The 23,532-nt window shown below is 62.5% G+C and carries 23 protein-coding genes; 8 read left to right on the forward strand and 15 right to left on the reverse strand.

The features are described from left to right. Positions 1-64 precede the first annotated feature (64 nt). Positions 65-913: an MIP/aquaporin family protein gene (locus PVA39_RS19215; protein ID WP_274125395.1), complete on the reverse strand. Its 849-nt coding sequence runs from the start codon at positions 911-913 to the stop codon at positions 65-67. A gap of 348 nt (positions 914-1,261) precedes the next feature. Between PVA39_RS19215 and ybaK the strand changes: the two genes are divergently transcribed. The 3 genes from ybaK to PVA39_RS19230 all read left to right on the forward strand — a co-directional run bounded on the left by ybaK (position 1,262) and on the right by PVA39_RS19230 (position 3,557). Further along, positions 1,262-1,729 (forward strand): Cys-tRNA(Pro) deacylase, encoded by a 468-nt coding sequence (gene ybaK, locus PVA39_RS19220; protein WP_274125396.1) that lies wholly within the window; start codon positions 1,262-1,264, stop codon positions 1,727-1,729. Between the two features lie 211 nt (positions 1,730-1,940). After that, positions 1,941-2,681 carry a substrate-binding periplasmic protein gene (locus PVA39_RS19225; RefSeq protein WP_274125397.1) on the forward strand — a complete coding sequence of 247 codons (741 nt, stop codon included), beginning with the start codon at positions 1,941-1,943 and terminating at the stop codon, positions 2,679-2,681. Between the two features lie 96 nt (positions 2,682-2,777). After that, positions 2,778-3,557: a PhzF family phenazine biosynthesis protein gene (locus tag PVA39_RS19230; RefSeq protein WP_274125398.1), complete on the forward strand. Its 780-nt coding sequence runs from the start codon at positions 2,778-2,780 to the stop codon at positions 3,555-3,557. Here PVA39_RS19230 and PVA39_RS19235 read toward each other — a convergent pair. Continuing rightward, positions 3,554-4,639, reverse strand: a complete 1,086-nt coding sequence (locus PVA39_RS19235) for an ABC transporter ATP-binding protein (RefSeq protein WP_274125399.1) — start codon at positions 4,637-4,639, stop codon at positions 3,554-3,556. The two genes, PVA39_RS19230 and PVA39_RS19235, sit on opposite strands and share 4 nt — an antisense overlap. Then, a complete protein-coding gene (gene argF / locus PVA39_RS19240; RefSeq protein ID WP_274125400.1) occupies positions 4,636-5,556 on the reverse strand; it encodes an ornithine carbamoyltransferase in 921 nt (306 codons plus the stop codon). The genes PVA39_RS19235 and argF overlap by 4 nt, the downstream gene beginning before the upstream one ends. 288 nt (positions 5,557-5,844) lie before the next feature. On the opposite strand from argF, the gene PVA39_RS19245 reads away from it, so the two are divergent. Both PVA39_RS19245 and grxD read left to right on the forward strand, forming a co-directional pair. After that, entirely contained in the window at positions 5,845-7,953 is a 2,109-nt protein-coding gene (locus tag PVA39_RS19245; RefSeq protein ID WP_274125401.1) for a molybdopterin oxidoreductase family protein, read from the forward strand. A gap of 106 nt (positions 7,954-8,059) precedes the next feature. Next, positions 8,060-8,386 (forward strand): Grx4 family monothiol glutaredoxin, encoded by a 327-nt coding sequence (gene grxD, locus PVA39_RS19250; RefSeq protein ID WP_070886621.1) that lies wholly within the window; start codon positions 8,060-8,062, stop codon positions 8,384-8,386. A gap of 257 nt (positions 8,387-8,643) precedes the next feature. On the opposite strand, the gene tsaA is transcribed toward grxD, so the two are convergent. The 9 genes from tsaA to PVA39_RS19290 all read right to left on the reverse strand — a co-directional run bounded on the left by tsaA (position 8,644) and on the right by PVA39_RS19290 (position 15,899). Further along, positions 8,644-9,336: a tRNA (N6-threonylcarbamoyladenosine(37)-N6)-methyltransferase TrmO gene (gene tsaA / locus PVA39_RS19255; protein ID WP_274125402.1), complete on the reverse strand. Its 693-nt coding sequence runs from the start codon at positions 9,334-9,336 to the stop codon at positions 8,644-8,646. 5 nt (positions 9,337-9,341) lie between these two features. Further along, positions 9,342-9,803: a DUF1456 family protein gene (locus PVA39_RS19260; protein WP_274125403.1), complete on the reverse strand. Its 462-nt coding sequence runs from the start codon at positions 9,801-9,803 to the stop codon at positions 9,342-9,344. A 64-nt stretch (positions 9,804-9,867) separates the two neighbouring features. Continuing rightward, positions 9,868-10,578, reverse strand: coding sequence for an rRNA pseudouridine synthase (locus PVA39_RS19265; protein ID WP_274125404.1), 711 nt, complete (start codon positions 10,576-10,578; stop codon positions 9,868-9,870). 106 nt (positions 10,579-10,684) lie between these two features. After that, positions 10,685-10,798 carry a hypothetical protein gene (locus PVA39_RS23540; protein WP_443200982.1) on the reverse strand — a complete coding sequence of 38 codons (114 nt, stop codon included), beginning with the start codon at positions 10,796-10,798 and terminating at the stop codon, positions 10,685-10,687. Between the two features lie 76 nt (positions 10,799-10,874). Beyond that, complete coding sequence (locus PVA39_RS19270) at positions 10,875-11,576, reverse strand: ABC transporter ATP-binding protein (RefSeq protein WP_075931190.1); 702 nt, start codon at positions 11,574-11,576, stop codon at positions 10,875-10,877. Then, entirely contained in the window at positions 11,576-12,343 is a 768-nt protein-coding gene (livG, locus tag PVA39_RS19275) for a high-affinity branched-chain amino acid ABC transporter ATP-binding protein LivG (protein WP_013792298.1), read from the reverse strand. The genes PVA39_RS19270 and livG overlap by 1 nt, the downstream gene beginning before the upstream one ends. Continuing rightward, positions 12,340-13,599: a high-affinity branched-chain amino acid ABC transporter permease LivM gene (locus tag PVA39_RS19280; RefSeq protein WP_274125405.1), complete on the reverse strand. Its 1,260-nt coding sequence runs from the start codon at positions 13,597-13,599 to the stop codon at positions 12,340-12,342. Before PVA39_RS19280 ends, livG begins: the two co-directional genes overlap by 4 nt. Beyond that, the gene (gene livH, locus PVA39_RS19285; RefSeq protein WP_013792296.1) at positions 13,596-14,519 is read right to left on the reverse strand and encodes a high-affinity branched-chain amino acid ABC transporter permease LivH; all 924 of its coding nucleotides are present in this window, start codon (positions 14,517-14,519) and stop codon (positions 13,596-13,598) included. The genes PVA39_RS19280 and livH overlap by 4 nt, the downstream gene beginning before the upstream one ends. 258 nt (positions 14,520-14,777) lie before the next feature. Continuing rightward, the gene (locus tag PVA39_RS19290) at positions 14,778-15,899 is read right to left on the reverse strand and encodes a branched-chain amino acid ABC transporter substrate-binding protein (RefSeq protein ID WP_274125406.1); all 1,122 of its coding nucleotides are present in this window, start codon (positions 15,897-15,899) and stop codon (positions 14,778-14,780) included. Between the two features lie 290 nt (positions 15,900-16,189). On the opposite strand from PVA39_RS19290, the gene PVA39_RS19295 reads away from it, so the two are divergent. The 3 genes from PVA39_RS19295 to PVA39_RS19305 all read left to right on the forward strand — a co-directional run bounded on the left by PVA39_RS19295 (position 16,190) and on the right by PVA39_RS19305 (position 17,920). Next, positions 16,190-16,501 (forward strand): DUF2288 domain-containing protein, encoded by a 312-nt coding sequence (locus PVA39_RS19295; protein ID WP_274125407.1) that lies wholly within the window; start codon positions 16,190-16,192, stop codon positions 16,499-16,501. A 199-nt stretch (positions 16,502-16,700) separates the two neighbouring features. Then, positions 16,701-17,069 carry a DUF5064 family protein gene (locus PVA39_RS19300; RefSeq protein WP_274125408.1) on the forward strand — a complete coding sequence of 123 codons (369 nt, stop codon included), beginning with the start codon at positions 16,701-16,703 and terminating at the stop codon, positions 17,067-17,069. Between the two features lie 59 nt (positions 17,070-17,128). Further along, positions 17,129-17,920, forward strand: a complete 792-nt coding sequence (locus PVA39_RS19305) for a hydroxypyruvate isomerase family protein (RefSeq protein WP_274125409.1) — start codon at positions 17,129-17,131, stop codon at positions 17,918-17,920. On the opposite strand, the gene mdoH is transcribed toward PVA39_RS19305, so the two are convergent. From mdoH to PVA39_RS19320, 3 genes are all read right to left on the reverse strand, one after another. Continuing rightward, positions 17,903-20,476 carry a glucans biosynthesis glucosyltransferase MdoH gene (gene mdoH / locus PVA39_RS19310; protein ID WP_274125410.1) on the reverse strand — a complete coding sequence of 858 codons (2,574 nt, stop codon included), beginning with the start codon at positions 20,474-20,476 and terminating at the stop codon, positions 17,903-17,905. The two genes, PVA39_RS19305 and mdoH, sit on opposite strands and share 18 nt — an antisense overlap. After that, complete coding sequence (locus PVA39_RS19315) at positions 20,473-22,017, reverse strand: glucan biosynthesis protein G (protein ID WP_143103570.1); 1,545 nt, start codon at positions 22,015-22,017, stop codon at positions 20,473-20,475. Before PVA39_RS19315 ends, mdoH begins: the two co-directional genes overlap by 4 nt. Before the next feature lie 143 nt (positions 22,018-22,160). Further along, positions 22,161-23,417, reverse strand: coding sequence for an acyltransferase family protein (locus PVA39_RS19320; RefSeq protein ID WP_274125411.1), 1,257 nt, complete (start codon positions 23,415-23,417; stop codon positions 22,161-22,163). Between the last annotated feature and the right edge of the window lie 115 nt (positions 23,418-23,532).

Consider the following 23,532-nt stretch of genomic DNA (forward strand, 5'->3'; position numbering starts at 1 on the left):
TTGCCTTGAGGTGAGCGGAGGACAAAGTGGCATGCGTCTCCTGTGGATCCGCACGCCGTTGAAATCAGGATGCTTTGACGTCGCGGGCGGTCGCACGTTCTGCCACGGGCGCCTCGACGGCGCTGGGCAGGTGACGGGCTACCAGGGTGCGGTATGCCAGGGCGCCGAGGCTGGCGCCCAGGATTGGCGCGAAGATCGGCACCAGGAAGTAGGGAATGTCACGGCCGCCGGTGAAGGCGATCTCGCCCCAGCCCATGAAGAAGGTCATCATTTTCGGGCCGAAGTCCCGGGCCGGGTTCATGGCGAAGCCGGTCAGCGGGCCCATGGAGCTGCCGATCACGGCGATCAGCAGGCCGATCAGCAGAGGCGCCATTGGGCCGCGTGGCAGACCGTTGTTGTCATCGGTCAGGGACATGATCAAGCCCATCAGGATGGCGGTGATCACTACTTCGACCATGAATGCCTGGCCGGTGGACAGTACCGGATTGGCGTAGGTGGAGAACACCGAGGCCAGTTCCAGGCTGGCCTGGGAGCCGCGCACCATCTGGTGGGTCTGCTCGTACTCGACGAACAGACCGCTGTACAGGGTGTAAACCAGCAGCGCACCGCAGAAGGCGCCTGCGATCTGGGAGACGATGTAGAAGGGCAGCTTGCGCTTTTCGAAACCGGCGAAGATGCACAGGGCGATACTCACCGCAGGGTTGAGGTGCGCACCGGACACGCCAGCCGTGAGATAGACGGCCATGCTGACGCCGACACCCCAGATGATGCTGATTTCCCACAGGCCGAAACTGGCGCCTGCGACCTTGAGGGCGGCAACGCAGCCGGTGCCGAAGAAGATCAGCAACGCCGTGCCCAGGAACTCGGCCATGCATTGGCCCGACAGCGTGGGTTGTTGTAGCGCAGTAGTCATGGGGAAGCCTCGTTTTTGTTGTTTTGAGGCGCTGGTGTCAGGTACGGCAACCCACTTTAGAACGGGGCTGCGTTTGCACCATTGCCATCGGGGTAAACGGAACTCTATTTGTTCGTAATCGAAAAAATTAGTTCTATTTTTCGCGTATTGTCAAAAAACGAACCACACATGGCGGCTGATATTTTCGATATCAAACGCGTATACAGTTCAATAGGTCAGTTTCGCGAGGGATAGGTTCCGTTGTGAAACAAGTTTTGTCGCAGTCTGAGGATTGGCCCAGCGCTTGCGGGGCCGCGGCGCTAGAATCGCCGGGCCGTTCGCCCTTTTTTCCTGTCATCCGGAGCCTTCATGACGCCTGCATTGAATCTCTTGAAGAAGGTTGGTGCCACCCACCGAATCCACAGTTATGAGCATGACCCCAAAGCCGCTTCCTACGGGCTGGAGGCCGCCGAGAAGCTAGACCTCGAGCCGGTACGGGTGTTCAAGACATTGCTGGCGGCCAGCGAGAAGGGCGAACTACTGGTGGCCGTGGTGCCGGTGGTCGGCAGTCTAGACCTAAAGGCTCTGGCCCAAGCTGCCTGCGTGAAGAAGGTGGACATGGCGCCGGTCGATGCCGCGCAGCGTGCCACCGGGTATCTGGTCGGTGGCATTAGCCCTCTGGGCCAGAAGAAGCGTCTGCGTACCTTTATCGATAGCAGTGCGGGCAATTTCCCGAGCATTTATGTGAGTGCCGGGCGACGTGGGTTGGAGGTCGAACTGAGCGCCGAGACGCTGGCCGAGCACACCCAGGCGCAGTTCGCCGATATCGGTCGCTGATATAAAAAATCTGTGACGTGTCCAGCAACCGTATGCCGGAATACCGCGCGCCATGCTTGAAGCTGGCTCCAGAGGCTGGCACTGTCGGTTTCGCTTTCGCCTCACGGGCTGGGAGCGCAGCGGTGTACAAGGAATGGGGCGGCTATGGCGTCCCCGGCAGGAGGCTAGGCGAGCGGTGAACGGTTTGGGTTGGATGGCGAAAGGCCTGTTGGTGGCTGCGTTGTTGAGCACCGCCAGCGTGCGGGCTGAAACCTTGATCATGGAGGCCGATGTCTGGTGTCCGGTCAATTGTGCGCCTGAGGCCGAGCGGCCGGGCATCTTCATCGAGCTGGCCACGCAGATCTTCGCCGAGGCTGGCATCCAGGTCGAATATCGCGTCACCAACTGGGCGCGCGCCGTGCAGGATGTGCGTAGCGGTCGTGCCAACGCTCTGGTCGGCGCCGGCGTACGCGATGCGCCGGATTTTCTGTTCGGCAAGCACTCGCCCGGCATTTCCCGTAACTGTTTCTACGCCCGGCCCGGTACCGGCTGGCGCTACACCGGGCTGGATTCGCTGGCCCAGGTTCGCCTGGGTGTGATCAACGGCTACAGCTATGGTCAGGAGCTCGACGACTATATAAGCCGTCATCAGCGTGACCAGGAACGCTTGCAGTTGGCTGCGGGGGAACAGGCGCTGGCGCTGAACGTGCGCAAGGTCGAACTGGGGCGCCTGGATGCGTTGCTGGAAAATACCTGGATCATGGCCATGTACCAGGACCAGCACGGCAATCACGATGATCTGCTCGAAGTCGGCTGTCGGGTGCCTGACGTGCCGATCTACATCGCCTTTTCCCCCGTGCTGTCCTCCAGTGCCCGCTATCGCGATATCTTCGACGAAGGCGTGCGGCGTTATCAGCAAGACGGTCGCCTCGACGCCCTGCTGCAACGCTACGGCATCCATACCCAGCCCTGATCGCGCTGTTGCGCCGTATTGGCGTCGCGCTGTATCGCAGCCAGGCGGCGCGTTGCAGGCAAGCTGAGCCATCCGTTATCTTCAAGGAAAATCCCGATGTCCCTGCCGTTTCACCAGATCGACGCCTTCAGCGACAAGCCCTTTGCAGGCAACCCGGCGGTGGTCTATCGCCTTGACCGCTGGCTAGACGATGCGTTGATGCAGCAGATCGCCGCCGAGCACAACCTGGCCGAAACCGCCTTCGTGGTCAAAGAGGGCGCGGCCTGGCGTATCCGCTGGTTCACGCCGACCACCGAAGTGCCATTATGTGGGCACGCTACCCTGGCCAGCGCCCATGCCTTGTTCGAGTGCCATGGCGAGGCGGGCGAGCGGATCGATTTCAATTACGTGGATGGCAGCCTGTCGGTGCGCCGCGAGGGCGATCGTCTGGTGCTGGATTTCCCGTGCAATGCGCCGACGCCAATCGCCGAGCCCGAGGGTCTGGCGCAAATCCTCGGGCAGGCGCCCGTTGCCGTGCTGGATGCCCCGCAATTGCTGGTGGTGCTCGAGTCCGAAGCGGCCGTACGCGCCTGCAACCCCAACTTACGGGCGTTGGCGCAGCTGCCATGGCCGGCGGTGATCGTGACTGCGCGGGGTGAGGCGGTGGATTTCGTGTCGCGCAACTTCGCCCCTGCCGTGGGCATCGACGAGGATCCGGTCACCGGCTCGGCGCACTGCATCCTCACGCCGTACTGGACGCAGCAACTGGGCAAGCCCGAGCTGAGCGCCTACCAGGGGGGTAAGCGCGGCGGTTTTCTATGGTGTCGCCTGAAAGGGGAGCGGGTGGAGATCGCCGGTCATGCTCGGGTGGTGAGCAGCGGCGAGTTGTTTCTCTAGTCCGCTCGCTCCAGGATCGAAGGCGCTGCCACGCTGCCCGGAGCGGCAAAGGCCACTAGGTGGTCGGCGGCGATGCGGATGCCCACCTGTTCGCCCGGCTGATGGTCGGCATGGCTGGGGAACAGGGCTTCTAGCTGGCTGCCGGTGGGCAACTGCAGGCGATACAGGGTGGCGGCGCCGAGAAAGCTCTTGCCAACGATCTTGGCCTTCTGCGCGCTTGCTGGGTCATGGACGATGTCGTCCGGGCGCAGCAGCACATCCACAGAGCTACCGACTGGCCAGGCGTAGGCGCGGTTGCCGCGGATCACGCCGAGTTCGGTCTGTACTTCATCGGGCGCCAGGAGTTGGCCGCGAATGAAGTAACCCTGACCGATAAAGCTGGCAACAAACGGCGTCTGCGGTTCGTGGTAAAGATTGAACGGCGTGTCCCATTGCTCCAGATGCCCGGCCTTGAATACGCCCACCTGGTCGCTGACGGCAAAGGCTTCTTCCTGGTCGTGGGTGACCAGAATCGCGCTGGTGCCACGGGCCTTGAGAATGTCGCGCACCTCATGGCTGAGACGCCGGCGCAGCTCGCCGTCGAGGTTGGAGAACGGCTCGTCGAGCAATAGCAGTTGCGGGTTGGTAGCCAGGGCACGGGCCAGGGCGACGCGCTGCTGTTGCCCGCCAGACAGCTCGTTCGGGTGGCGTTTGCTCAGGTGGTCGAGCTTGACCAGCTCCAGCAATTCGCGAGTCACCTGCTCGCAGTCGGGCTGCTTGCGAATGCCGAAGGACACGTTCTGCGCCACGCTCAGGTGCGGGAACAGGGCGTAGTCCTGAAACACCATGCCGATGCGGCGTTTCTCGGGCGCCAGGGTGAAGCCAGGGCGGGAGATGACCTCGCCGGCCAGGGCGATTTCGCCTTCGAGTACCGGCTCGAAGCCGGCGATGGCGCGCAGCGTGGTGGTCTTGCCGCAGCCGGAAGGGCCGAGCAGGCAACCGATTTCCCCGGCGTTGAGGTGCAGGTTCAACTGCTGCACGATGCGCTGGTCACCGTAGCCGCAACCCAGATTGCGCAGGCTCAACAGCATCGGCTGGCTCATGCGTGGTGATACGCCGGTTCGACCAGGAATTCGAGCAGCGCTTTCTGCGCATGCAGGCGGTTCTCCGCTTGGTCCCAGGCGGCCGAGCGTGGATCGTCGAGCAGGTCGACGCTGATTTCCTCGCCACGGTGCGCTGGCAGGCAATGCAGGAACAGCACGTTCTCGTCGGCGGCGTCGAGCAGCGCGCGGTTCACCTGATAGGGCGCGAACAGCTTGTGGCGCTCGGCGATTTCTTCTTCCTGGCCCATGGAGGCCCACACGTCGGTGGTCACCAGGTGCGCGCCGGCGACTGCTTCGCGCGGGTCGCGGAAGATCTTCACCCGCTCACCTGCCTCGGCCAGCAGAGCAGCGCTCGGCTCATAACCTTCAGGGCAAGCGACATGCAATTTGAAGTCGAACTGCATGGCCGCTTCTATATAGGAGTTGCACATGTTGTTGCCGTCGCCGATCCAGGCAGCGGTCTTGCCGACGATGCTGCCGCGGTGTTCGAGGAAGGTCTGCATGTCGGCCAACAGCTGGCAGGGGTGCAGATCGTCCGACAGGCCGTTGATCACCGGCACCCGGGAGTTGGCGGCGAACTCGGTCAGGGTGCTGTGGGCGAATGTACGGATCATGACCGCATCGAGCATGCGCGACATGACGATGGCCGAGTCGGCGACCGGTTCGCCACGGCCCAGCTGGGTGTCGCGTGGCGACAAAAAGATGGCCTGTCCGCCGAGCTGGATCATGCCGGCTTCGAACGATACGCGGGTACGGGTCGAGGCTTTCTCGAAGATCATGCCCAGCACGCGATTGCGCAGGGGTTCGAAGAGCACGCCACTGTTGCGCAAGCCTTTCAGTTCCATGCCGCGTCGGATCAGGCCCACCAGCTCATCGGGGGTACAGTCCTTCAGCGAGAGAAAGTGTCTTGCGCTCATCGTTAACTACCTTTTGACATACAGGGCGCAGGTTGTTTTTTCGAGGAAAAACGGGAGAACCTGCGGCTGGGGGCCGCACAGTGCGACGAAACGGGAAGCCGCCGATCTTATAAGTAAATGACGCCTAGGCGCAAATTTGCCCGGATTGCCAGATGTGACGCGCCTTTCCAGCTTTTATGCCGGCCTGATGCATGGCTCTGATGGCCCGCGATTCACGGCATCGAAGCTGCTGGCAGGACTTCGCGTCGGCGCCCATGATGGCCCTTCAACAACAAAGCGAGGCTGGCCATGACCACGACCCTCCATTACCGTGCGTGCCACCTGTGCGAAGCCATCTGTGGGCTGACGCTGGAAGTCGAGCAGACTGCCGGTGGGCAGTCCCAGGTACGCTCCATCAAGGGCGACCGCGACGACCCGTTCAGCCGCGGGCATATCTGCCCGAAGGCCGTAGCCCTGCAGGATATCCAGAACGACCCGGACCGCCTGCGCCAGCCCATGCGCCGGACCGGTGATCGCTGGGAAGCCATCGGTTGGCAGGAGGCCTTCGAGTTCGCGGCCAGCCGCCTGGCTGCCGTGCAGGCAGCCCATGGGCAGAACGCGGTGGCGGTCTATCAGGGCAACCCCAGCGTGCACAACTACGGGCTGATGACCCACAGCAACTACTTCCTGGGCCTGCTGAAAACGCGCAACCGCTACTCCGCCACGTCGGTCGATCAGTTGCCCCATCACCTGACCTGTCACCTGATGTACGGCCACGGTTTTCTGATTCCCATCCCCGACATCGACCAGACCGATTTCATGCTGATCCTGGGCGGCAACCCGTTGGCGTCCAATGGCAGCCTGATGACCGTGCCGGATGTGGAGAAGCGCCTCAAGGCCATCCAGGCTCGTGGCGGCAAGCTGGTGGTGGTCGACCCGCGGCATACCGAAACCGCAGCCATCGCCGATCAGCACCTGTTCATTCGCCCTGGGCAGGATGCTGCCTTATTGCTGGGCATGCTCAACACGCTGTTCGAAGAAAACCTGGGGCGGGCCAGTCATTTGCCAATCGCCGGGCTGGATGAGTTGCGCGGCGCGGTTGCCCCGTTCGACGCCGAGCGCATGGCCGCGCGCTGCGGTGTGCCGGCAGGAACGATCCGGCAACTGGCCCGTGACTTTGCCGCGGCCGAGCGCGCCGTTTGTTACGGGCGCATGGGGGTTTCGACCCAGGTATTCGGCACCCTGTGCCAATGGCTGGTGCAGGTGATCAACCTGGTGACCGGCAACCTGGACCGCGAGGGGGGGGCGCTGTGCACCGAGCCAGCGGTGGATCTGGTGGGTGCAACGTCCGGCGGGCACTTCAACCGCTGGCAGAGCCGCGTATCCGGTCTGCCGGAATATGGCGGCGAGCTGCCGGTCAGCGCTTTGGCCGAGGAAATGCTCACCGACGGTGACGGCCAGGTGCGGGCGCTGATCACCGTGGCGGGCAACCCGGTGCTGTCCACGCCCAACGGTCGCCAGCTGGAGCGTGGGCTCGAAGGGCTGGATTTCATGCTCAGCGTGGACCTGTATATCAACGAAACCACCCGGTACGCCGACCTGATCCTGCCGTCCACTGCGCCGCTGGAGCATGATCACTACGACACCACCTTCAACCTGTTCGCGGTACGCAACGTCACCCGCTTCAACCAAGCCGTACTGCCCAAACCCGCTGGCGCACTGGATGACTGGGAGATCTTCGTCGGCCTGGCGCAGGCCTTTGCCGCGCAGACCGGCGCGACCCTAAAACCGACGCAGCCGCCAGCGCAGATGATCGACTTCGGGTTGCGCATGGGGCCCTACGGCGATCGCTCGCCGCTCAAGCTGTCGCTGCAGACGCTGCTGGATCATCCCCATGGCCTGGATATCGGCCCGCTCAAGCCCAACCTTGCAGCGCGCCTGAAAACCGTAGATGGCAAGGTGCAAGTCGCGCCGGCGTTATTGCTGGACGACCTGCAGCGTTTTGCGGCGCAGCCGGCATGGGTCGAGGGCCAACTGTTGTTGATCGGCCGCCGTCATGTACGCAGCAACAATTCATGGATGCACAACTATCACCGGCTGGTGAAAGGAAAGCCGCGCCATCAGTTGCTGATGAACCCCGAGGATCTGGCGCGACGCGGGTTCAGTGATGGCCAGCGGGTCAGCGTGCGCTCGCGGGTTGGTGCGCTGGAGGTCGAGGTACTCGGCAGTGCCGAGATGATGCCCGGGGTGGTCAGCCTGCCCCACGGCTGGGGTCATGGCCGACCTGGTGTACAGATGAGCATCGCTCAGTCGACGCCAGGGGCCAGTGCGAATGATCTGACGGATGAGCGTCTGCTCGACGCGCTATCGGGCAACGCTGCGCTCAATGGCGTGCCGGTGGAAGTGGTTGCGGCTTGAATCAGGTGCGGTGCGTCTGCATGGCTGAGCATTGCGCTCGGCTTTTGGTTACAATGCGCGCACCGTATCGACCCACGAGTCGGATAGTCCAGTTCTGAGGTGCCTAATGGATATCATCGAAACCATCAAAGAGCAGATCGCCAACAACACCGTTCTGCTGTACATGAAAGGCTCGCCGAACGCGCCGCAGTGCGGTTTCTCGGCTCGCGCTTCCCAGGCGCTGATGGGCTGCGGCGAGAAATTCGCCTACGTCGACATCCTGCAGAACCCGGAAATCCGCGCCAACCTGCCCAAGTACGCCAACTGGCCGACCTTCCCGCAACTGTGGGTAGCCGGTGAGCTGGTCGGCGGCAGCGACATCCTGCTGGAAATGTACGAGAAGGGTGAGCTGCAGACCCTGATCAAGGACGCCGTGCAGAAAGCCGGCGCCTGATCGACTGAGAATCGAGAATCCGCAGCCAGCGATGGCTGCGGATTTTTTTCGTCTGCAGGAAAGTGATTCGGTTCTTGCGTCGAGACAAGGATGTGGCGGGAGTGGACATCGGCAACTGCTGCTTTTGTGGGAGGGGCTTTAGCCCCGATTGTGCCTGCCTGGGGGGAAAGATCTCGAGGCTAAAGCCTCTCCCACGAATCGTTGGATGTCTGCTCTTGCCTTAAACCGTCCGCTAAGCAGATGTCCCCGGCACGCCATCAGGGCAAGGTGATATCCACCACCCTGATGCAGTCTGGCTGCGGGTAATGCCAGTGCACATCCACATCCCACAACCGTACCCCGTAGCGGCGTTCTGGCGCAGGCTGCTGATAGGCCGGGCGCGGGTCTTGGGTCAGGCATTGCTCGATCAGTTCCACCAGCGGCTCGCCCAGGCGCAGGGCATGGTGCCGGGCGCTGGCCAGGGCGTCGTCCTGCCAGTGCACGGCGATCTGCGGCGGGGCATCGGTGGCGATCTGGTTATGGGCGCCTGGCACACCGTCGGCGTAGGGCACGTAGGGTTTGATGTCGAGCACCGGGGTGCCATCGAGCAGGTCGATGCCTGACAGCCACAGACGATCCTTGTCGACCTTGTCCAGCTTCACCACCGATTGGCCGATGCCGTTGGGGCGGTGGGTCGCCCGGGTGGCGAACACGCCGATGGCGCGGTTGCCGCCAAGGCGCGGCGGGCGCACTTTCAGGCGCGGTTTGTCTTCCAGCGCCTGGTGAAACAGGAACAGTAGCCACACATGGCTGACCTGCTCCAGCCCCTGAACGGCGTCGCCGCTGTCGAATGGCGGGCACAGCTCCAGCACGCCACGTGCGGCAGGCGCCAGTTGCGGCTGGCGGGGGATGGCGAACTTCTCCTTGAAGCAGGAGCGCACGTAGCCGATGGGCGAAACCTGATGATTCATGCTGCTCAGCCGCGCAGGCGCTGGGTCAGGCCCTTGAGGAAGTTGCGCAGGAACTGATCGCCGCAGAGGCGGTAGTTGCTGGTGCCAGCCTTGCGGAACAGTGCGCTCATTTCCGGCTTCGACACCACGAAATCGACGCTGCGCATGATGGCGTGGATGTCGTCTTCCTTGAGCTCGAAGGCTACGCGCAGTTTCTTCAGCACCTGATTGTTGCTCACCGGCAACTCTAGGGCGGGTGCCGGGCGGCTGTCGTCCTTGCCGCGCTTGAAGTACACCATGCCATCGAGAGCGTGGGCCAGCAACTTGTCGCTGCACGGCTGGAAGCCCGGCTCATCATCCTTTTTCAGTACGGCGGTGATCTCATCCTCGGTCACCGTATGGCCACCGAGCTGGACTATCTCGGCCAGCTGTTCATCGCTGACATCAAGCATGTAGCGCAGGCTGCGCAGTACATCGTTGTTGATCATGGGAAATCCTGAAAATGGGGCCAGCGCTGAGGCGGCCCTGTAAGAAAGGGGGGAGCGTGAAGGCTCAGAAGCGTTCCTTGGCACCCAGGTAGCGCCATTGGCCCGCTGGAACCTTGCCCATGGGCACACCGCCGATGCGGATGCGCTTGAGGCCCAGCACCTTGAGGCCGACGCTGTTGCACATGAACACCAACTGGCCGGGCAGCGGATTCTTCAGGGCGAAGCGCAGGCGGGTTTCGTTCTGCCAACTGACCTTGCACGGCGCCAGGGGCGTGCCGTTGAACACCAGACCGTGGTTAAGGCGCTTGAGGTCGCGTTCCGACAGCTCGCCGCTGACCTCTACCACGTACTCCTGTTCGAGCTTGGCCAGGTCCTCGCGCAGCTTGCGCTCGGTGCGCCAGTCCTGGGTCAGCACGTGCAGGCCGTCGGCGCCCGCCTGCAGGGGGATGCAGGGCGTCAGGCGGGCAAAGTGTCCTTTGAGAGTACGTTGCTCGGCGCGATCGTCCGGCCAACGGCTGTCCTCGCCGATCTCCTCGGTGGCGCGCTCTGGAAAACGCCCGCTTGGAATGTGCAGCAGCAGGGTAACCGGCAGCAACGGTTCGGCAACGGCATCGGGCAGCAGGGCAACGGTTTCGTTGGTGACCTTGCGCTGCGGTTCGTCGACGACCGCACCGTCAACCGTGACCCAGCCGCCCTCGATATACAGTTCAGCCTCGCGGCGCGAGCAGCCGGTGAGTTCGATCAGGCGTTTGGAGAGGCGAAGGGGAGTGGTCATGGCGGAGCATCGTCAGCGAAGTGATGCCCATTGTAGCGTTGCGCGCAGGCTCATGCGCGCTGCATGAAAAAAGCCGGGCAGGGCGCCCGGCTTGCAGATGGGGTGATCAGAAGATCAGTGAGAAGATACCGATCACGACCAGCAGGCCGATCAGGAAGATGATGCCGATGGTGCTGCCCAGAAACTTCAGCATGGTGCGACTCCAGTTCAGTTCGTTCAATATTGGGACTGGAGCGCGCCGGGCATCGTTCAGGGTAAATATCCCGGCGGCCATGGGCCGCCAGGATTCAAAGGCATCAGCCGCCTAAGTAAGCGTCACGCACCTTCGGATCATTGAGCAGGTCATGCCCACTGCCCTGCATGACGATCCGCCCGTTCTCCAGCACGTAGCCACGGTCGGCCAGCTTGAGCGCCTGGTTGGCGTTCTGCTCGACCAGGAACACCGTCACACCGTCCTTGCGCAGCTGTTCGATGATGTCGAAGATCTGCTGGATGATGATCGGCGCCAGGCCCAGCGAGGGCTCGTCGAGCAGCAGCAGCTTGGGCTTGCTCATCAGCGCACGGCCGATGGCGAGCATCTGCTGCTCGCCGCCGGACATAGTGCCGGCGCGCTGCACCAGGCGTTCCTTCAGGCGCGGGAACAGGTGCAGCACCTTGTCCAGCTGCTCCTGATTGTCCGCCTTGTTGCCGAAGAAACCGCCCATGGCGAGGTTTTCCTCGACGGTCAGGCGGGCGAACACGCGGCGGCCTTCCGGCACCACGGCGATGCTCTTGCGCATGATCTGCGGGGTTTCCATGCCGACCAGCTCTTCACCCTGATAACGGATGCTGCCGCTGGTGGCTTGCGGCGTGCCGCACAGGGTCATCAGCAGGGTGGATTTGCCGGCGCCGTTGGCACCGATCAGGGTGACGATCTCACCCTGGCGCACTTCCACGCTGACACCGTGCAGCGCCTGGATCTTGCCGTAGAAGGTGGAAACGTTGTCGAAATACAGCATTACGCTTCCCCCAGGTAGGCTTTGATCACGTCCGGATTGTCGCGGATCTGTTGTGGCGTGCCGTCGGCCAGGGGTGTGCCCTGGTTGATCACGAAGATATGGTCGGAAATGCTCATGACCAGCTTCATGTCGTGCTCGATCAGCAGCACGGTCACGTCATGCTCGTCACGCAGTACGCCGATCAGCGCTTTCAGGTCGTCGGTTTCCCGCGGGTTGAGGCCGGCAGCCGGTTCGTCGAGCATCAGGATGCTCGGCCGGGTCATCATGCAGCGGGCGATTTCCAGGCGGCGCTGCTGACCGTAGGCCAGAGTGCCGGCCGGGCGGTTGGCGAATTCGGTCAGGTTGACCTGTTCCAGCCAATGCGCGGCGTAATCCATGGCCTCGCGTTCGCTGCGGCGAAACGCCGGGGTCTTGAACAGCCCTGAGAGGAAGTTGGTGTTGATGTGGCGGTGCTGGGCGACCAGCAGGTTTTCCACCGCGGTCATTTCCTTGAACAGGCGAACGTTCTGGAACGTGCGCACCACACCCTTGCGGGCGATCTTGTGGCCCGGCAGGCCTTCGATCTGCTCGCCATTGAGGCGGATGCTGCCCGAGGTCGGTTTGTAGAAACCGGTCAGGCAGTTGAACACGGTGGTCTTGCCGGCGCCGTTCGGGCCGATCATCGACACTACCTGTTTTTCATTGACCGAGAGGCTGACCCCGTTGACGGCCAGCAGGCCGCCAAAACGCATGGACAGGCCGCTCACTTCTAGAATCGGGCGGCTCATCGTTGTTTCAACTCCAGGTGTGGGCGCTGCATGGGCAGCAATCCTTGCGGACGCCAGATCATCATCACGATCATGGTCAGACCGAATATCAGCATGCGGTACTCGTTGAAGTCGCGCATTTCCTGCAGCAGGGTCATCACCACTGCGGCGAAGATGATGCCAAGCTGCGAGCCCATGCCGCCGAGCACGACGATGGCGAGGATCATCGCCGACTCGATGAAGGTGAACGACTCCGGCGTCACCAGACCCTGGCGGGCGGCGAAGAAGCTACCGGCAAAACCGGCGAAGCTGGCGCCGATGGTGAAGGCCGAGAGCTTGACCGTGGTCGGGTTCAGACCCAGGGCGCGGCAGGCGATTTCGTCTTCACGCAGGGCTTCCCAGGCGCGGCCGATCGGCATGCGCATCAGACGGTTGATCACGAAGATAGCCAACAGCACCAGCAATAGGGCGATCAGGTACAGGAAGATCACCTTGTAGGAGGAGTTGTAGGCGATGCCGAGGAAGTCATGCAGGGTCTGGCCACCATCCGGCGCGCGGCGATCCAGCGACAGGCCGAACAGCTCCGGTTTGGGAATCGAGCTGATGCCGTTCGGGCCGCCAGTGATGTCGGTGAGGTTACGCAGCATGATGCGGATGATTTCGCCGAAGCCGAGAGTCACGATGGCCAGGTAGTCACCGCGTAGCCTGAGCACCGGGAAGCCCAGTAGGCAGCCGAAGGTGGCCGCCATCAGACCCGCTATCGGCAATGCCGTCCAGAAACCGAAGCCTGCGTACTCGGCGAGCAGCGCGTAGGTGTAGGCGCCCACCGCGTAGAAGCCGACGTAACCCAGGTCGAGCAAGCCGGCGAGACCGACCACGATGTTCAGGCCAATGCCCAGCATCACGTAGATGAGGATCAGCGTGGCGATGTCCACCGCCGCGCGGGTGCCGAAGAACGGCCAGGCCAGTGCCACCACGAACAGCGCGAGCATGATCCAGCGCTGCACGCTGGGCAGGGTCAGGGTGTCCTTGAGGTTCGACGGAATGCTCGGCAGGGCGCCCTTGAGCTTTTCGCCGCCCATCAGGCGGTCACGCAGCACCAGGTGCCAGACGAACAGCAGTGCCGCGGCGATGCCGATGGTCCACAGGGTTTTGGCGCTGGCGCCGCTGACCTGCAGGCTGATGCCGACGACGCTGAGCTTGAGGCCGAGGATCGGGTAGGAGATCAGCAGCAGAAGAATGCTGCTGAACAGGGCTGTCTTGAGGTTCTTGCTCATACTTTTTCAACCTCCGGACGGCCGAGGATGCCGGTCGGGCGGAACAGCAGCACCAAGACCAGCAGGCTGAAGGCCACGACGTCCTTGTACTGATCGCCGAAGATGTCGGCGCCGAAGGCCTCGGCCACGCCGAGCACCAGGCCGCCGAGCACGGCGCCCGGAATGCTGCCGATGCCGCCAAGTACTGCGGCGGTAAACGCCTTGATGCCGGCCAGGAAACCCAGGTGCGGGTTGATCACGCCGTATTGCATGCCCAGCAGCACGGCCGCGACGGCCGCCAGAGCGGCGCCGATCACGAAGGTCAGGGCGATGATGTTGTTGGTGTTGATGCCCAGCAGGTTGGCCATCTTCAGGTCCTCGGCGCAGGCGCGGCAGGCGCGGCCCAGGCGGGAGCGGGAGATGAACAGGGTCAGGCCGACCATGGTCAGGAAGGTGACCACGAAGATCAGCACCTGCATGTAGGAGATCACCACGCCGTTCATGGCGCTCTCGCCGAACACGAAGTTACCGGGCAGCGGGTTGGTGATGGCCTTGTCCTTTGAGTCCTGGGAAAGCATCACGGCGTTCTGCAGGAAGATCGACATGCCGATCGCCGAGATCAGCGGGATCAGGCGGTTGCCGCCGCGTAGCGGCCGATAGGCAACCCGTTCGATGCTGTAACCGAAAGCACTGGTGACGATGATGCTCGCCGCGAAGGCGCAGATCATGATCAGCGGCAGGCTGTCGAGGCCCATCATTGCCAGGAGGGTGATGGCGATGAAGGCGACGTAGGATCCGATCATGTAAACCTCGCCGTGGGCGAAGTTGATCATGCCGATGATGCCGTACACCATGGTGTAGCCAATGGCGATGAGGGCATAGGTACTGCCGACGGTCAGGCCGTTGAGCAGCTGTTGCAGGTAGTGATAAAGATCAGGCATTGCCTAACTCCTGGGCTTGCGCGCACGACAGCGCTTGTGGCGCAGCGCGAAACCGGAATTCTTTCTAATAAACAAAGCCCACCGCAGCAGTGGGCTCTTGGTTCAGAACCTGTTCATGATCTGCTGCGCGTCGGCCCTGCTGCGTTAAGAACAGGTTCGGAATGCTCATGTACAAAAGTACACTCCGCTTCCTCGCCTGTTCTTGCCTTGCAGGACGCTAGCTCGCTAGCTCATGAATCAGCTTCTTCGGAGGGGGACTTACTTGGCTTCGGACTTGGTGCCGTCCTGGTGCCATTCATAGACCACGAAGTTGAAGTTCTTCAGGTCGCCTTTCTCGTCGAAACCGAGGGTGCCGGTCGGGGTTTCGAAGGTGTTGGCGCGCAGGGCTGCGGCCACTTCGGCGGTGTCGGTGCTACCGGCTTTCTCGATGCCGCCGGCGATGACCTGAACGGCAGCGTAGGCCGGGAATACGAACGGACCGCTCGGGTCTTCGTTCTTGGCTTTGAACGCTTCAACCAGCGCCTTGTTCTTCGGGTCCTGGTCGAACGACTGCGGCAGGGTGACCAGCAGGCCTTCGGAAGCCGGGCCGGCGATGGCCGAGATTTCCTTGTTGCCTACGCCTTCGGGGCCCATGAAGCGCACGTCCAGGCCTTTTTCCTTGGACTGACGCAGCAGCAGGCCCAGTTCCGGGTGGTAGCCGCCGTAGTAGACGAAGTCGATGCCTTGCTGCTTGAGCTTGGCGATCAGCGAGGAGAAGTCCTTGTCGCCGGCGTTGATACCTTCGAACACGCCGACTTTCACGCCTTTGGATTCCAGGGTCTGCTTCACGGCGCTGGCGATGCCTTCACCGTACTGCTGCTTGTCGTGGATGACGGCGACATTCTTCGGCTTGACGTGATCGGCGATGAAGTTACCGGCGGTCGGGCCCTGCAGGCTGTCCAGACCGATGGTGCGGAAGATCAGCTCGTAGCCACGGGCGGTGATTTCCGGGCTGGTGGCAGCCGGGGTAATCATCAGGATGCCTTCGTCTTCGTAGATGTCCGAAGCCGGCTGAGTGGAGCTGGAGCACAGGTGGCCAACGACGAACTTGGCGCCATCGTTGACGATCTTGTTGGCTACGGCCACGGCTTGCTTGGGATCGCACGCGTCGTCATAGACCACGCCTTCGAGCTGAGCACCGTTCACGCCGCCGGCCTTGTTGATCTGCTCGATGGCCATCTTGGCACCGACGAACTGCATTTCACCGTACTGAGCGACGGCACCGGTCACCGGGCCAGCCATGGCGATCTTGATGGTGTCGGCGGCAACCGAGTAGCTGGCGCAGCCAGCCAGGGCCATAGCGGCGAACAGCTTGGAAATCTGCTTAGTAGCGTTGTTCATAGTGCTCCACTCGTTGTGTTTTGTTGTAGTTCTGGTAGCCAAAGCAGCAGAACCGGAGTCGACTTCCGGCCATATCCCCGGCAACTGTACCGATACAGTGTAGAGCGCAGATTTGCGCCTTGGAAAGTCGGCAGTCGAAAGAGAACGGTAGGAATGTCGCGTAATTGCAAGAAATGTATAGAAAAACGGCTAGTTCCTGACCGCCGGGCGGTTGACAGTCTCTTGTCTGTCAGCCGCTCGTCGTTATCATGGCGGCCGTCAAAAAACGGCCATCGAAATACGGAACTGCCATGAACGAACAACCAAGCACCCTCTATGCCAAATTGCTCGGCGAAACCGCTCCCATCACCTGGCAGGAGCTGCAGCCGTTCTTCGCCCGCGGCGCACTGCTATGGGTGGACAGCGATCAGGACCTGATCGAGGTGGCCGAAGCGGTTGCCGAAGACCGCCGCGAGGTGGTCGGTGCGTGGCTGGAAAGCGGGCGTGTCGCGGTGTTGAGTGATACCCGAGCCGAGGATCTGCACGCGCGCGATCCGTCGCTGTGGGCTGTCGTCGTTGCGCCCTGGGTGCTGGTGCAGGAGCGCGCCGAAAAGAAGCACTGAGTTCAAACGAGCGTATCAACGTCTCTGCGCTGGGTCTTTGCAGCGGCCTGCGTGTTTCGAATTTGCCCACTATTGGTGCTTTTGTTGCTCCTTGGTGGTGCGCTCATCGACTCGCATCATCGCGACGCGCCACTGTCTATAGTGAGGAATCCGACGTCGTGTCTGGCTTCGGTCAATTCCTGCGCAGAGGAGACAGATCATGTTCGAGCCTGGCCATTTTCATCGCAGCAACAGCGTCGCCAATGGCGACGTTCCGATCTACACCGTCGATCTGCATTACGACATTCGCCAGGATGCGGCCGAAGGGCCGATGCTGCAGATGTCCCTGAAAGGTGAAATCGACGGCGCGCCCTTCGAAGAGGCGTTCGAGCTGCACCGCGATACTGCCTTCAACTTCGCCAGCGTGGTCAGTCGCCTGGCCCACAAGCACGGCCTGCCCACCAGCCTGGTGCTGATCAGCCACGAGCACGAAGAATTCGACCAGATGTTCGAGGACATTCGTCATCGCCTCGATGCCCACAGCGGCGATCCGGTGGATCTCGATCATCTGCAAAAGGATGGCCTTTAAGGCCTCGCTCATTTATCGCCCGTACCGAGCCGTCGCGCGGGCAGCCCAGGGAGTCATCCATGAAGCTATCCGCCAACCTGACCATGTTGTTCACTGAGCGGCCGCTGCTCGAACGCATCGTCGCTGCCGCCGCGGCGGGTTTCGACGGCGTGGAAATCCAGTTTCCTTACCAAGTGCCGGCGCTGCGCCTGAAGGATGAACTGGAGCGGGCAGGGCTGCCGCTGGTGCTGATGAATTTCCCGGGCGGCGATTTTGTCGACGGCGGCCCAGGCCTGGCGGCCGTGCCGGAGCGTCAGGCGGCGTTCGATGACGCGCTGCAGGAGGCGCTGACCTACGCGGCCATGGTAAGGCCGAGCGTGATCAATGTGCTGCCCGGGCGGCTGGCTGAAGGCCTTAACCGTGAGCAGGCATTGGAGACGCTGGCCGGCAATATCAGCAAGGCGGCCGAGGCATTCGGTTTGCTAGGCATCGGTGTGGTCAGCGAGGCGATCAATCCCCTCGACATGCCGGGCTTTCTGGTCAATACGCCACAACAGCTGCAGGCGCTGCTGGCTGCGGTCGAGCACGGCAATTTCCGGGCGCAGCTGGATATTTACCACATGGCCAGGCAGGGCATCGATCCGGTGGTTGCGGTCGAGACACTGGCCGGTCGTATCGGTCATGTGCAGTTCGCCGATTGCCCGGGGCGAGGTGCGCCAGGTAGTGGATCTATAGATTTCTTCGCGTTGCGCCGTGCGCTGGACAGGGCCGCCTACCGCGGCTGGCTGGGCGCCGAGTACCGCCCCGAAGGGGGCGATACCCGTGCCAGCCTGGGCTGGATGACCGTGTGGCGGTCAGCTGACCAGGGGTGAGGTGGTGCCGAGCGGCGCCAGCTTGAGTGCCTGGTTGTCATGCTTTGGCTGGGGCGGTGCGCTCTGCTTATAAGCATGGCGCCACAGCGGGTGTTGTTCGGCCTGCTGCCACAGTTGCGCATGTAGGCGTGCCATCAACACCGGGTCGCTGAGCAGCGCCAGCTTGCGTTTGTCATCCAGCTTTTTCGGGCCCAGTTCCAGGGCTTCCTTCAACGCGCGTTGACGAGCGTGCTCAAGCAGCGGCGCCTGGCCGTGGCGGGCGGTGGCCATGGCGCAGGCCAGGGCGTTGGGGAAGGGCCGCAGTACCGCTTCGATAAAGCCGTTTTCCATGGCGTGCTCGCGGTTGTGCCGCGTGTAGGCGTAGGTGGACAGCAGCTCCTGAGGCGGATTGGATTCCTCGGGGATCAGGAACAGTTTGGCCTTCTTGCTGCCAAGACCCAGGCTCAGGCGGCTGGAGAACACCGATACCGGGATCGCCAGCATCAGCGACACCACGATAGGCGACAGCCACCACAGGAAGTTCGGGTCCAGCCAGGCTACGCCTGCCGTCCAGACCACGCCCAAAAGCGCCTGCCAGCCATGGCGACGGGTGGCGTCACCCCAGGTAGTGATGCCGTTGTCACGCTGTGGCGAATTCCAGGTGGCGGACCAACCGAGAAACGCAGCGGTGACGAACATGGTGTGGAACAGCATGCGCACCGGCGCCAGCAGCACCGAGAAGAGCATTTCCAGGAGCATGCTCAGCGTTGCCTTGAAGGCGCCGCCGTACGCCTTGGCGTCCTTGACCCAGATAAGAATCACGGCGAGCAGTTTGGGCAGGAACAGCAAGGTCAGGGTCGTGGAAAACAAGGTCACCGCCAGCTGTGGATTCCAGCGTGGCCACACCGGGAACAGCTGGCCGGGTACCAGGAAGTACTGCGGCTCCATCAGCGTGTGGATCGCCAGCAGGGCGGTGGAGAGCAGCAGGAACATGAACCACAGCGGCGCCGACAGGTAGGACATCACGCCGGTCAGGAACACAGCGCGGTGCACCGGGTGCATGCCCTTGACCAGGAACAGACGGAAGTTCATCAGGTTGCCGTGGCACCAGCGCCGATCGCGCTGCAGTTCGTCGATCAGGTTGGGCGGCAGTTCTTCATAGCTGCCTGGCAGATCGTAGGCGATCCACACGCCCCAGCCGGCGCGGCGCATCAGCGAGGCTTCGACGAAGTCGTGGGACATGATCGCGCCGGCGAACGAACCCTTGCCCGGCAAAGGTGCCAGGGCGCAGTGCTCGATGAACGGCTGCATGCGGATGATCGCGTTGTGGCCCCAGTAGTGGGATTCGCCCAGTTGCCAGTAATGCAGGCCAGCGGTGAACAGAGGGCCGTAGGCGCGGGTGGCGAATTGCTGCAGGCGCGCATACAGGGTATTCATGCCCGCAGCCTTGGGCGAAGTCTGGATGATACCGGCCTGCGGGTTGGCCTCCATCAGGCGTACCAGCTTGGTCAGGCATTCGCCGCTCATCACGCTGTCGGCGTCAAGCACCACCATGTAGCGGTAATCGCCGCCCCAGCGACGGCAGAAGTCGTCGATATTGCCGCTCTTGCGCTTAACGCGGCGGCGTCGGCGGCGATAGAAGATGTTGCCGAAGCCCTCGGTCTCCTGGCACAGCTCCAGCCAGGCGCGTTGTTCGGCCACGGCGATGTCGGCATCGCCGGTATCGCTGAGGATGAAGAAGTCGAACTGGGCGAGCTCGCCGGAGGCTTTCACCGATTCGTAAGTAGCGCGCAGGCCGGCGAATACCCGGGGCACGTCCTCGTTGCAGATCGGCATGATGATCGCGGTACGCGCGGCGGCGTCTATCGGTTCGTCGCCGGCGCTGCTGCCGGAAATGCCGTAGCGGTCATAGCCGCGCATCAATTCCCAGAAGCCCATCAGGGCCGTCCAGAAACCGGCTGAAACCCAGCAGAACAACAGCGAGAACAGCGCCAGGATGCTGCCTTGCACCAGATAGGGCAGAACCTGGAAGAAGCTTTCCTGCCAGCCCTGATCCATCACTTCCTGCAGGTTGATCAGCGCCCAACCCTGGTAGGGCAGGATGCTGTTCATGTACCAGGTAGCGACGGCGGTCTGGCTCAGCATCAGAATCAGCAGCACGTAGCGGCGCAAGGATCCGACCCGACGCCAGCGCGCCGGCTCCAGCTCGCGCTTGGGTGGGCGCGGCGGGTTGCTCTTGCCGAACAGCGCACGCAAGCCGCGGGTCAGCACGTTGGTGCGCCACGGTTCGGGGGTCATCTTGGTGCGATTGAGCGGCGGGGCAGCGCGCAGGATCGGGCGCCCGGCTGCATCGAGAGACAGCAGGCCTTCGGCTTCCAGGGGCCGGCCAGCACCGAGTTCGACGCGGCGCGCGGCGGATCGTTGCACGGCCTCTTCGGCTTCTGCCGTCTGCATGCCGCCTAGGCGGCTGTGCAGTTCGGTGAAGTCACGGCTGTCAGCCAGGGCTTCGCGCTCGGTGGCACTCAGAGGCAGGCTGTCCAGGTACTCGTCCAGGGCGGACTGCTCGGTGGTCTTCATTGCGGGGCAACCGTATTGGGCGGGAGTTGATAGCTCCAGGTTTCGCTGAGGGTCTTGTCACCCTCGACCAGAGCCGCGCGCATTTCTACCGCTTGTTTGGGATCCTTGACCTTGAAGCGCACCGTCATGCGCCAGCCTTTGGTGGCCTTGTTGTACTGCAGGTGATTGTCCAGCACTTCGGCGTTGTCGTTGATGCTGAAGTTACTGGCGACTGCCGCGTCGGGCTTGAGGGCCTCCAGAGACGGACCTTCGAAGTCCACCAGCAGGGCGACGCTGCCGTCGAGTTTGCGGGTCAGGTTGGGCTGCTTGACCTCACCGGCGCTGCGCATGGTCTGCTTGACCCAGGCCAGATCCGGGCCCAACTGAGCGCGCTCGTCCTTGGTCCAGTGCATGCGGTAGTCGAACTCCATCGGCTCGCCCGGCTTGGGCTGCTCGTCAGGTGTCCAGAAGGCGACAATGTTGTCGTTGGTTTCATCCGGCGTGGGGATTTCCACCAGTTCGACCTTGCCCTTGCCCCATTCGCCCTTGGGTTCGATCCACACGCTTGGGCGTTCTTCGTAGTGGTCGTCCAGGTCTTCGTACTGGGCGAAGTCGCGGCCGCGTTGCAGCAGGCCGAAACCTTTCGGGTTCTCGACCTGGAAGGTGCTCACACCCAGGTTCTGCGGGTTGTTCAGCGGGCGCCAGATGTGCTCGTCGCTGCCGGTATGGATGGCCAGGCCATTGGCATCATGCAGGGCCGGGCGGTAGTTGGCCTTGGCTGAGCGCTGGTTGCTGCCGTACAGGAACATGCTGGTCAGAGGTGCGACGCCGAGCTTGGTGACGTTCTCGCGTAGGAATACCTTGGATTTGACGTCGACGATGGCGTCCTTGCCCGGGCGCAGGATGAAGCGATAGGCGCCGGTGGCGCGTGGCGAGTCGAGCAGGGCGTACATCACCAGGTGCTTGTCGCCGGCTTTCGGGCGCTCGATCCAGAACTCGCGGAAATACGGAAATTCCTCGCCGCTGGGCAGCGCGGTGTCGATGGCCAGGCCGCGGGCCGAGGTGCCGTAGACCTGATCCTTGCCGACCACACGGTAGTAGCTGGCGCCGAGCACGCTCATGATCTCGTCGAGCTTGTCCTTGTCGTTGATCGGGTACATGACGCGAAAGCCCGCGTAGCCCAGATCCTTGGTGGCGTCCTTGTCGACCTTCACGTCGCCGAAGTCGAAGCGCTCGGGGTCGTACTTGATTTCGTTGACGCTGGTGGCGGTCACTTCGTTGATCTTCACCGGGGTCTCGAAGTGCATGCCCTGGTGGTAGAAGCTCAGCTTGAAGGGCGTCTTGCTGCCGGCCCATTCGTACTTGTCTTCACGGGCCTTGATCTGCTGGTAGTCCTTGAAGGACAGAGTGCGCAGCTCATTGGGCAGGTTGCTGGCAGGCGCCGTGTAAGGTTTGTCCAGTAGCCCCTTGGCTTGGGAGGCCACATCATCGAGGGAGAAAGCCAGCACCTGGGCACTGAACAGCGAGGTGGTGCAGGCCAGGCACAGCGCAGCTGGAAGCATGCTGTGGCGGACAGATGCCTTGACGGTCTTGAGGATCACGGATCCCTCCCAGAAAACAAAAGAAAACAGCGGCGCGGTCGCCGAACATCTCCTTCCGACCGTCGGCGCTGCAGATGATTCCTAGGAATTTCCTTTCCTTCTGCTCAGTTTGTGCTACGTCGAACCGGCAACCACTTCAGTAGTCGTTTGCGGGTCGGTACCACGGCGTTTTCCTGAGCCCAGACGCAGAGTATCACTGTCAGCAGCAGGAACAGCGGGTAGAAGATGATGGACAGATGCTGCTCGCCCGCGCGCACCGCGCACTCGGACCAGTTGGCGAAGCACTCACCGGAGGCTACACCCAGCAGCATTTCCGAGCGCGAGAACAGTGTGAAGGCCGGCACATGCAGCACGAACAGCGGCAGCGAGGCCGCGCCCAGGCGCTGGGACCAGCGTTGCACTGTGCTGCTGGCAGGCGAGGGTGCCAGGGCGCAGAGGTAGATCAGCATGATCTGCGCCGGCAGCAGCAGGCCGTTGTGCAGCAGGTAGTACCAGAATTGTGGCCCCTCGATCAGCCAGGCAGTGCCGAGGAAGCAGCCCAGCACGAAAGCGATCATCAGCCCCACGCCGCCAGTGCCCGGCGTGCGCCCGGCGTCCTGCATGTCACGAAACAGTCCGTAGGCGAGGATGCCGGCAAGAAACTCGGGCAGGCGCACCAGCGGGTTGCGGTGCAGGATGCCAGTGAACGGCATGCCGTAATCACCGTTGAGAATCACCAGCGTCGGCGGAATCAGGTAGATCAGGGTGATCACGCCCAGCCACAGCACCTTGTGCTTGAGACGTGCCAGGCGCGGCGCCACGAACGGGAAGGTGAGGTAGAAGAAGAACAGCGTGGAGATCGACCATAGCGGTGCGTTGAAGGTCAGGTAGAAGGGGTTCCAGGCCTGCAGCATCAGCAACTGCAACAGGCTGTTGAAGGCCAACTCGCCGTTGCTCATGAAGTGTTCGAGGCTGTCGAGGGCGATCTGTGTCCTGTCCTCGTTGGTGTCGTAGACCACGAAGCGGATACTGGCCTTGGTGTCGTCGGGCGGGATACCCAGGTGGCTGATGACGAAGATGACGGCGATGGTCAGCAGCAGCGAGAAGATGTGCAGCGGATACAGGTTGGCGAAGCGCCGGCTCCAGAAACTCACCGCCGGCTCGCGCATCTGGCCGCGCTGGCAATACACGTGGGCGAGCAGAAAACCGGAAAGCACGAAGAAGGTGCTGGTGGCGAAGAAGCCCGCGCCGCTGAGCTGCTTGATGATCGGCAACTGCTGTTCGGGGTAGTTGTGCAGGGTGTGAAAGACCACGATATACAGGCCGAGTATGAAGCGCAGCCATTCGAGCCCGATGAAATGTTCCTTGTCGCTGCGGGGCATCCCCGTTCTCCTTCTGTCGACCATCGCCCGGGCATGGCGTGATCTGCACAGGCCAGATGCTGCACAGCCTCACGGCGGCCGGGTCAGCTTCTGACAGCAGCATTCGGGTTTCGAT

It is taken from the genome of Pseudomonas sp. CNPSo 3701 (genome assembly GCF_028674975.1).
GTDB classification, from domain to species: Bacteria; Pseudomonadota; Gammaproteobacteria; order Pseudomonadales; family Pseudomonadaceae; genus Aquipseudomonas; species Aquipseudomonas straminea.

Excerpts from the sequence above, each read along its gene's own strand:
- PVA39_RS19215 (WP_274125395.1), bottom strand. The coding sequence starts at position 913 with ATGACTACTGCGCTACAACAACCCACGCTGTCGGGCCAATGCATGGCC.
- ybaK (WP_274125396.1), top strand. The coding sequence starts at position 1,262 with ATGACGCCTGCATTGAATCTCTTGAAGAAGGTTGGTGCCACCCACCGA.
- PVA39_RS19230 (WP_274125398.1), top strand. The coding sequence starts at position 2,778 with ATGTCCCTGCCGTTTCACCAGATCGACGCCTTCAGCGACAAGCCCTTT.
- PVA39_RS19235 (WP_274125399.1), bottom strand. The coding sequence starts at position 4,639 with ATGAGCCAGCCGATGCTGTTGAGCCTGCGCAATCTGGGTTGCGGCTAC.
- argF (WP_274125400.1), bottom strand. The coding sequence starts at position 5,556 with ATGAGCGCAAGACACTTTCTCTCGCTGAAGGACTGTACCCCCGATGAG.
- PVA39_RS19245 (WP_274125401.1), top strand. The coding sequence starts at position 5,845 with ATGACCACGACCCTCCATTACCGTGCGTGCCACCTGTGCGAAGCCATC.
- grxD (WP_070886621.1), top strand. The coding sequence starts at position 8,060 with ATGGATATCATCGAAACCATCAAAGAGCAGATCGCCAACAACACCGTT.
- tsaA (WP_274125402.1), bottom strand. The coding sequence starts at position 9,336 with ATGAATCATCAGGTTTCGCCCATCGGCTACGTGCGCTCCTGCTTCAAG.
- PVA39_RS19260 (WP_274125403.1), bottom strand. The coding sequence starts at position 9,803 with ATGATCAACAACGATGTACTGCGCAGCCTGCGCTACATGCTTGATGTC.
- PVA39_RS19265 (WP_274125404.1), bottom strand. The coding sequence starts at position 10,578 with ATGACCACTCCCCTTCGCCTCTCCAAACGCCTGATCGAACTCACCGGC.
- PVA39_RS19270 (WP_075931190.1), bottom strand. The coding sequence starts at position 11,576 with ATGCTGTATTTCGACAACGTTTCCACCTTCTACGGCAAGATCCAGGCG.
- livG (WP_013792298.1), bottom strand. The coding sequence starts at position 12,343 with ATGAGCCGCCCGATTCTAGAAGTGAGCGGCCTGTCCATGCGTTTTGGC.
- PVA39_RS19280 (WP_274125405.1), bottom strand. The coding sequence starts at position 13,599 with ATGAGCAAGAACCTCAAGACAGCCCTGTTCAGCAGCATTCTTCTGCTG.
- livH (WP_013792296.1), bottom strand. The coding sequence starts at position 14,519 with ATGCCTGATCTTTATCACTACCTGCAACAGCTGCTCAACGGCCTGACC.
- PVA39_RS19290 (WP_274125406.1), bottom strand. The coding sequence starts at position 15,899 with ATGAACAACGCTACTAAGCAGATTTCCAAGCTGTTCGCCGCTATGGCC.
- PVA39_RS19295 (WP_274125407.1), top strand. The coding sequence starts at position 16,190 with ATGAACGAACAACCAAGCACCCTCTATGCCAAATTGCTCGGCGAAACC.
- PVA39_RS19300 (WP_274125408.1), top strand. The coding sequence starts at position 16,701 with ATGTTCGAGCCTGGCCATTTTCATCGCAGCAACAGCGTCGCCAATGGC.
- PVA39_RS19305 (WP_274125409.1), top strand. The coding sequence starts at position 17,129 with ATGAAGCTATCCGCCAACCTGACCATGTTGTTCACTGAGCGGCCGCTG.
- mdoH (WP_274125410.1), bottom strand. The coding sequence starts at position 20,476 with ATGAAGACCACCGAGCAGTCCGCCCTGGACGAGTACCTGGACAGCCTG.
- PVA39_RS19315 (WP_143103570.1), bottom strand. The coding sequence starts at position 22,017 with ATGCTTCCAGCTGCGCTGTGCCTGGCCTGCACCACCTCGCTGTTCAGT.
- PVA39_RS19320 (WP_274125411.1), bottom strand. The coding sequence starts at position 23,417 with ATGCCCCGCAGCGACAAGGAACATTTCATCGGGCTCGAATGGCTGCGC.